Source organism: Streptomyces sp. WAC 04229 (genome assembly GCF_003947455.1).
GTDB lineage: Bacteria > Actinomycetota > Actinomycetes > Streptomycetales > Streptomycetaceae > Streptomyces.
The window spans coordinates 1-6,458 of record NZ_QHJH01000281.1; the positions used below are offsets into that span (position 1 = coordinate 1).

Sequence of the window (6,458 nt, forward strand, 5' to 3'; positions counted from 1 at the left end):
GGTCGGGGGCGGGCTCGGTGAGTGCGGCCAGGTGGCGGTCGTAGAAGCCGGTGTCCATGCGGGCGGAGGTGAACTCCTCGTGGCGCAGGGAGCGGACGAGGAGGTCGCGGTTGGTGACCGGGCCGTGGATCGCCGCCCGTTCCAGGGCGCCGGCGAGGCGGCGGACGGCCTCCGCGCGGGTGGGCGCGTGGGCGACGGCCTTGGCGAGCATCGGGTCGTAGTGGACGCCGATGTCGTCTCCGCCGGTGTAGCCGGTGTCCAGGCGGATGCCGTCGGGCACGGTGAGGCGGTGCAGGCGGCCGGTCTGCGGGGCCCAGCCGTGCGCGGGGTCCTCGGCGTACAGGCGGGCCTCGACGGCGTGTCCACGCGCGTGTGGCGGGTCCTTCTCGAGGGCGTGTCCCTCGGCGACGCGGAGTTGCAGGGCGACGAGGTCGACGCCGAAGACCGCCTCCGTGACGGGGTGTTCGACCTGGAGGCGGGTGTTCATCTCCAGGAAGTGGGCCTTCCCCCCGGCGACGAGGAACTCGACCGTTCCCGCGCCGACGTAGTCGACCGCGCGGGCGGCGCGTACGGCGAGGGCGTGGAGTTCGCGCTCCAGCTCCTCGGTGAGGCCCGGCGCCGGGGCCTCCTCGATCACCTTCTGGTGGCGGCGCTGGAGGGAGCAGTCGCGGGTGCCGAGCGCCCAGACCGTGCCGTGGGTGTCGGCGAGGATCTGCACCTCGACGTGGCGCCCGTTCTCGACGTACGGCTCGACGAAGACCTCGCCGTCACCGAAGGCGCTCGCCGCCTCCGCGCGGGCGGCGGTCAGTTCGGCGTCGAGGTCGGAGAGGCGCCGTACGACGCGCATGCCGCGTCCGCCGCCGCCCGCCGCGGCCTTCACCAGCACGGGCAGGTCGGCCTCGGTGACCTCGCGCAGGGGGGCGATGCCCATCAGCTCCTTGGCGCGGGTCTTGGACGCCATCGCCTCGATGGCCTCCGGCGGCGGCCCGATCCAGGTCAGCCCGGCGTCGAGGACGGCGCGGGCGAAGCCGGCGTTCTCGGAGAGGAAGCCGTAGCCGGGGTGGACGGCGTCGGCGCCGGCGGCGAGCGCGGCCTTCACGATCAGGTCGCCGCGCAGGTACGTGTCGGCGGAGGCGGTGCCCGGCAGGCGTACGGCCGCGTCGGCCACGCGCGCGTGGAGGGCGTTCTCGTCGGCGTCCGAGTGCACGGCGACGGTCCGGATTCCGGACTCGCGGCAGGTGCGGAGGATCCGGCAGGCGATCTCGCCGCGGTTGGCGACGAGGACGGTACCGATCACGGTGTTTCCCTCGCTTGTCACAGTGGTGGCCACAGTGGGTTCCCTCACATCCGGAAGACGCCGAAGCCGCCGCGCGCGCCCTCGTAGGGAGCGGTGTGGAGGGCGGACAGGCACAGGCCGAGGACGGTGCGGGTGTCGCGCGGGTCGATGACGCCGTCGTCGTAGAGCCGCCCGGAGAGGAACTTGGGCAGCGACTCGGACTCGATCTGCTGCTCCACCATGGCGCGCAGCGCGGCGTCGCCCTCGTCGTCGTACGGCTGCCCCTTGGCGGCGGCCGACTGGCGGGCGACGATGGACAGGACGCCGGCGAGCTGCTGCGGGCCCATGACGGCGGACTTGGCGCTGGGCCAGGCGAAGAGGAAGCGCGGGTCGTAGGCGCGGCCGCACATGCCGTAGTGGCCGGCGCCGTAGGACGCCCCCATGAGGACGGACAGGTGCGGGACGCGGGAGTTGGAGACCGCGTTGATCATCATGGCGCCGTGCTTGATGATGCCGCCCTGCTCGTACTCCCTGCCGACCATGTAGCCGGTGGTGTTGTGCAGGAAGAGGAGCGGGATGTCGCGCTGGTTGGCGAGCTGGATGAACTGGGCGGCCTTCTGGGACTCCTCGCTGAACAGCACCCCCTGGGCGTTGGCGAGGATGCCGACCGGGTAGCCGTGCAGGCTCGCCCAGCCGGTGGTCAGGCTCGTCCCGTACAGCGGCTTGAACTCGTCGAAGTCGGAGGCGTCGACGATCCGGGCGATGACCTCGCGCGGGTCGAAGGGGACCTTGAGGTCGCCGGGGACGATGCCGAGGAGCTCCTCCGGGTCGTACTTGGGCGGCTCGGCCGGTGCCGGATCGGCGTACGCCTTGCGGTGGTTGAGGCGGGCGACGACGCGGCGGGCCTGGCGGAGGGCGTCGGGCTCGTCCAGGGCGAAGTGGTCGGCGAGGCCCGAGGTGCGGGCGTGCATCTCGGCGCCGCCCAGCGACTCGTCGTCGCTCTCCTCGCCGGTGGCCATCTTGACCAGGGGCGGACCGCCGAGGAACACCTTGGCGCGCTCCTTGACCATGATCACGTGGTCGGACATGCCGGGGATGTAGGCGCCCCCGGCCGTCGAGTTGCCGAAGACGACGGCGATCGTCGGGATGCCGGCCGCCGACAGCCGGGTGAGATCCCGGAAGATCGCGCCGCCGGGGATGAAGATCTCCTTCTGGGAGGGCAGGTCGGCGCCGCCGGACTCCACCAGGCTGATGCAGGGCAGCCGGTTGGCGAGCGCGATGTCGTTGGCGCGCAGGGCCTTCTTCAGCGACCAGGGGTTGCTGGCGCCGCCGCGCACGGTGGGGTCGTTGGCGGTGATCAGGCACTCGACGCCCTCGACGACGCCGATGCCGGTGACGAGGGAGGCACCGACGGTGTATCCGGGGGCCTCGCTCCCCCAGGCGGCCAGCGGGGACAGCTCCAGGAAGGGCGTGTCGGGGTCGAGGAGCAGCTCGATGCGCTCCCGGGCGAGGAGCTTGCCGCGCCCCCGGTGCCGGGCCACGTACTTCTCGCCGCCGCCGGCCAGCGCCTTGGCGTGTTCGGCGTCCAGGTCGGCGAGTTTCGCGAGCATGGCCTCGCGGTGCGCGCGGTGGTCGGGGGCGGCGGGGTCGAGGGCGGAGGCGAGGACGGTCACGGGAGGACCTCCGGGGGGTACGGCGGGACGGCGGTCACAGGAGGACCTCCGGGGGATACGGAGGGACGGCGGTCACAGCAGGGCCTCCGGGATGTCCAGGTGGCGGGCGCGCAGCCATTCGCCGAGCGCCTTGGCCTGCGGGTCGAAGCGGTGCTGGGCGGCGACGCCCTCGCCGAGGATGCCCTCGACCACGAAGTTGAGGGCGCGCAGGTTGGGCAGCGGGTGCCGGGTGACGGGCAGGTCGCGGGTCTCGGGGAGCAGCTCCCGGAAGCGGTCGGCGGTGAGTTCGTGCGCGAGCCAGCGCCAGGCGTCGTCGGTGCGCGCCCAGACGCCGACGTTGGCGTCCCCGCCCTTGTCGCCGCTGCGGGCGCCGGCGACGAGGCCGAGGGGGGCGCTGCGGGCGGGACCCGGTGGGAGCGGCCGCGGCGGGGGCGGTTCCGCCACGTCCGTCGGTACGGCGGTGTCCTGGGCGCCCGGCACGGGGACCCGGCGCCCGTCGTGGAGGACGGCCACGTGGTCCACGGTGTTCCGGGGGACGTGGACGGCCTCGAAGACGCCGTAGGGCGCGCCCTTTCCGGGGGGCGCCAGCACATGGAAGCCGGGGTAGCTGGCGAGGGCCAGTTCGACGGCGGCGCCGCTCAGCGCCCGCCCCACGGCCTGCTGGTCGGCGTCGCGGACGACGAGCCGGAGCAGGGCGCTTGCGCTCTCCTCGGTCGGCGCGTCGGGCCGGTCGGTGCGGACCAGGTCCCAGCGGACGTCGGCGGCCTTGCCGAGCGCGGGTTCCAGCTGCGTGCGGACCAACGCGGCCTTGGCCTCGACGTCGAGGCCGGTGAGCACGAAGGCGACCTCGTTGCGGAAGCCGCCGAGGCGGTTGAGACCGACCTTGAGGGTGGGCGGGGGCGCCTCGCCCCGCACGCCCTCGACGCGGACGCGGTCGGGGCCGTCCTGGGTGAGCCGCACGGTGTCCAGCCGGGCGGTGACGTCGGGTCCCGCGTACCGGGGGCCGCCCGTCTCGTAGAGCAGTTGGGCGGTGACGGTGCCGGTGTCGACGAAGCCGCCGGTGCCGTCGTGCTTGGTGATGACCGAGGTGCCGTCGGCGTGGATCTCGGCGAGGGGGAAGCCGGGCCGCCGTACGTCGCCGTCCTGGAAGAACGCGTAGTTGCCGCCGGTCGTCTGCGCCCCGCACTCCAGCAGGTGCCCGGCGACGACCGCGCCCGCGAGCCGGTCGTACTCCGTGGGGGCCCAGCCGAAGTGCGCGGCGGCGGGCCCGGTGACCAGGGCGGCGTCGGTGACGCGTCCGGTGACGACGACGTCGGCGCCCGCGCGCAGGCACTCCGCGATGCCGAAGCCGCCGAGGTAGGCGTGCGCGGCCAGGGTCCCCGGGTGGGCGGCGGTGAGGTCGTCGCCCTCGACGTGCGCGACCCGTACGGGGATGCCGAGGCGGCCGGCGAGGGCGCGTACGGCGCCGGCGAGTCCCGCGGGGTTGAGTCCGCCGGCGTTGCTGACGATCCTGACGCCCCGGTCGTGGGCGAGTCCGAGGCACTCCTCCAGTTGCCGCAGGAAGGTGCGGGCGTACCCGGCGTCCGGGTTCCCCAGCCGGTCGCGGCCCAGGATGAGCATGGTCAGCTCGGCGAGGTAGTCGCCGGTGAGGACGTCGAGGGGGCCGTCGGTGAGCATCTCGCGCATGGCGTCGAAGCGGTCGCCGTAGAAGCCGGAGGCGTTGCCGACGCGCAGCACGCTCACCTGGCCGCCCCCGTGGGCTTCCGCCCGGCTCCCGGTGGTCCGGCGAAGGCCTGGGCGATGTCCAGCCAGCGGTCGGCGTCGGGGCCTTCGGCGGCGAGGGCGAGGTCGGCGCGGTGGGCGCGCTGGGTGGCGAGCAGGCAGAAGTCGAGCGCGGGGCCGGTGACGCGCTGCGGGGCGTCCTCGGGGCCGTACGCCCAGAGATCGCCGCCCGGGCCGGTGAGTTCGACGCGGAACTGCTCGGCGGGCGGGGTGAGTCCGTGGGCGGCGTAGGCGAAGTCCCGGGCGCGGACGCCGATGCGGGCGACGTGCCGGAGGCGGTCGGTGGGCGGGCGCACGACGCCGATCGCGTCCGCGATGTCCAGGCCGTGCGCCCAGGTCTCCATCAGGCGGGCGGTGGCCATGGAGGCGACGGCCATGGGCGGGCCGTACCAGGGGAAGCGGGCGCCGGGTGCGGCGGCGCGCAGTGCCTCGTCGAGGGCGGTCCGGCCCTCCCGCCAGGAGGCCAGCAGCTCGTCCGGATCCTGCCGGGCGCCCTCCTCGGCACCGTCGTCGACGTACCGGTCGGGCGCGGCGAGGGCCTGCTCCACCAGCCCCCGGAAGCCGTCCTCGTGGGTGACGGCGAGCAGGGCGGCGCGGTCGGTCCAGGCCAGGTGCGCGACCTGGTGCGCGACCGTCCAGCCGGGCGCGGGGCTGGCGGTCCGCCACTCCCCGGGCTCCAACCGGGCCACCAGCGCGTCGAGCTCCCCACTCTCCTCGCGCAGATCGTCGATCACGGGCGTCGGGTCGGACACGATCGCTCCCCTCGGGCACGGTGGTGTGCGGCGCGGTGTGGGGGGAGCATGGCAGGGGGTTCAGAAACAATCAAGCGTGCTTGCTGGATTTTGTCGGACGGCAGTCCGCGGCGGCGCGGGCGCTCGACGATCCCGCGCCGGCCCGTCAGGAGAGGGGGTCGGGGGTCACTTGCCAGATGGTGACGAGCTCCGAGCGCGGTGTGACCATGTAGACGAAGAAGCCACCAGCGACGAACGCGTGCCTGGCCCCCTCGTCCGCGCCCTGGAAGGCGGGTCCGTGCAGGTGGAGCGCTTCCGCGGCCCTGACGAGTTCGTCGGCCTTCTTCTCAACCTCCGAGAGGAACTCCGCCGGGGCCCCTGCCGCCACGGTCTCCTCGTCGGGCACGTACTCCCACCGCCAGGTCACTCCGCGCGCACCGCTTCGGCCGCCTCGCGGTACAGGGTGCTTGCCGTGATCAGATGCCCCCGGGCCTCGTCCGGCGTGGGCGCGACCTGGGCGAGGTACTCGGCGCGGTGGTATGCCTTGGCCACGGCCGGATGACGCTCGATCTCGATCAAGACGGCCCAGTGCCAGAGGTAGGCGTGGACCGGCTTGAGGGAACCGCCGTCCACGGCGTCCGCCAGCGCCTGGTCCTTCGCACGGTCGTAGGCCGTCAGCAGTTCAGGGGCCACGACCGCGCAGGCGGCCCGCAGGGCACCCGGCGTGCGCTCCGGGCGGGGAATCAGTGGTCGGTCGCCGATGGCCTCGGTGTGCTGGAGACTCATACTGCCGCTTCCTTCGTGTCCCCGGCGGACGGACCGGACGGACGCCGGACCCGGGGCGCCGGGTGCGGGGTGGTGCAGGGCACGAGCCCGACTCTAGCCCCACCCGCACCACGTCGCGGCACGGTCGGGAAACCCGCGCCCGCCCTCTACTGCCCGTCGGCCCCCGGCCCCGCCGCCGCCTGCCGCTTCGCCACCGCGCCGGCGGACCTT

Annotated in this window: 6 protein-coding genes; all 6 read right to left on the reverse strand. The window is 74.3% G+C overall.

The window, feature by feature from the left end; all coding sequences use genetic code 11:
* Positions 1-1,297, reverse strand: a 1,297-nt coding sequence (locus DMH12_RS36280) for an acetyl/propionyl/methylcrotonyl-CoA carboxylase subunit alpha (protein ID WP_125495556.1), incomplete at its 3' end; no start/stop codon positions are given.
* A gap of 44 nt (positions 1,298-1,341) precedes the next feature.
* Positions 1,342-2,949 carry an acyl-CoA carboxylase subunit beta gene (locus DMH12_RS36285; protein ID WP_125495557.1) on the reverse strand — a complete coding sequence of 536 codons (1,608 nt, stop codon included), beginning with the start codon at positions 2,947-2,949 and terminating at the stop codon, positions 1,342-1,344.
* A 72-nt stretch (positions 2,950-3,021) separates the two neighbouring features.
* Entirely contained in the window at positions 3,022-4,692 is a 1,671-nt protein-coding gene (locus DMH12_RS36290) for an acyclic terpene utilization AtuA family protein (protein WP_125495558.1), read from the reverse strand.
* Positions 4,689-5,483 carry a TIGR03084 family metal-binding protein gene (locus tag DMH12_RS36295; RefSeq protein ID WP_125495559.1) on the reverse strand — a complete coding sequence of 265 codons (795 nt, stop codon included), beginning with the start codon at positions 5,481-5,483 and terminating at the stop codon, positions 4,689-4,691. The genes DMH12_RS36290 and DMH12_RS36295 overlap by 4 nt, the downstream gene beginning before the upstream one ends.
* 145 nt (positions 5,484-5,628) lie before the next feature.
* Positions 5,629-5,868, reverse strand: a complete 240-nt coding sequence (locus DMH12_RS36300) for a hypothetical protein (protein ID WP_312023995.1) — start codon at positions 5,866-5,868, stop codon at positions 5,629-5,631.
* A 17-nt stretch (positions 5,869-5,885) separates the two neighbouring features.
* Positions 5,886-6,248: a DUF6247 family protein gene (locus tag DMH12_RS36305; protein ID WP_125495561.1), complete on the reverse strand. Its 363-nt coding sequence runs from the start codon at positions 6,246-6,248 to the stop codon at positions 5,886-5,888.
* Between the last annotated feature and the right edge of the window lie 210 nt (positions 6,249-6,458).

Bases quoted from the DNA above. Each gene is read 5' to 3' on its own strand.
- DMH12_RS36305 (WP_125495561.1), bottom strand. From the start codon at position 6,248: ATGAGTCTCCAGCACACCGAGGCCATCGGCGACCGACCACTGATTCCC.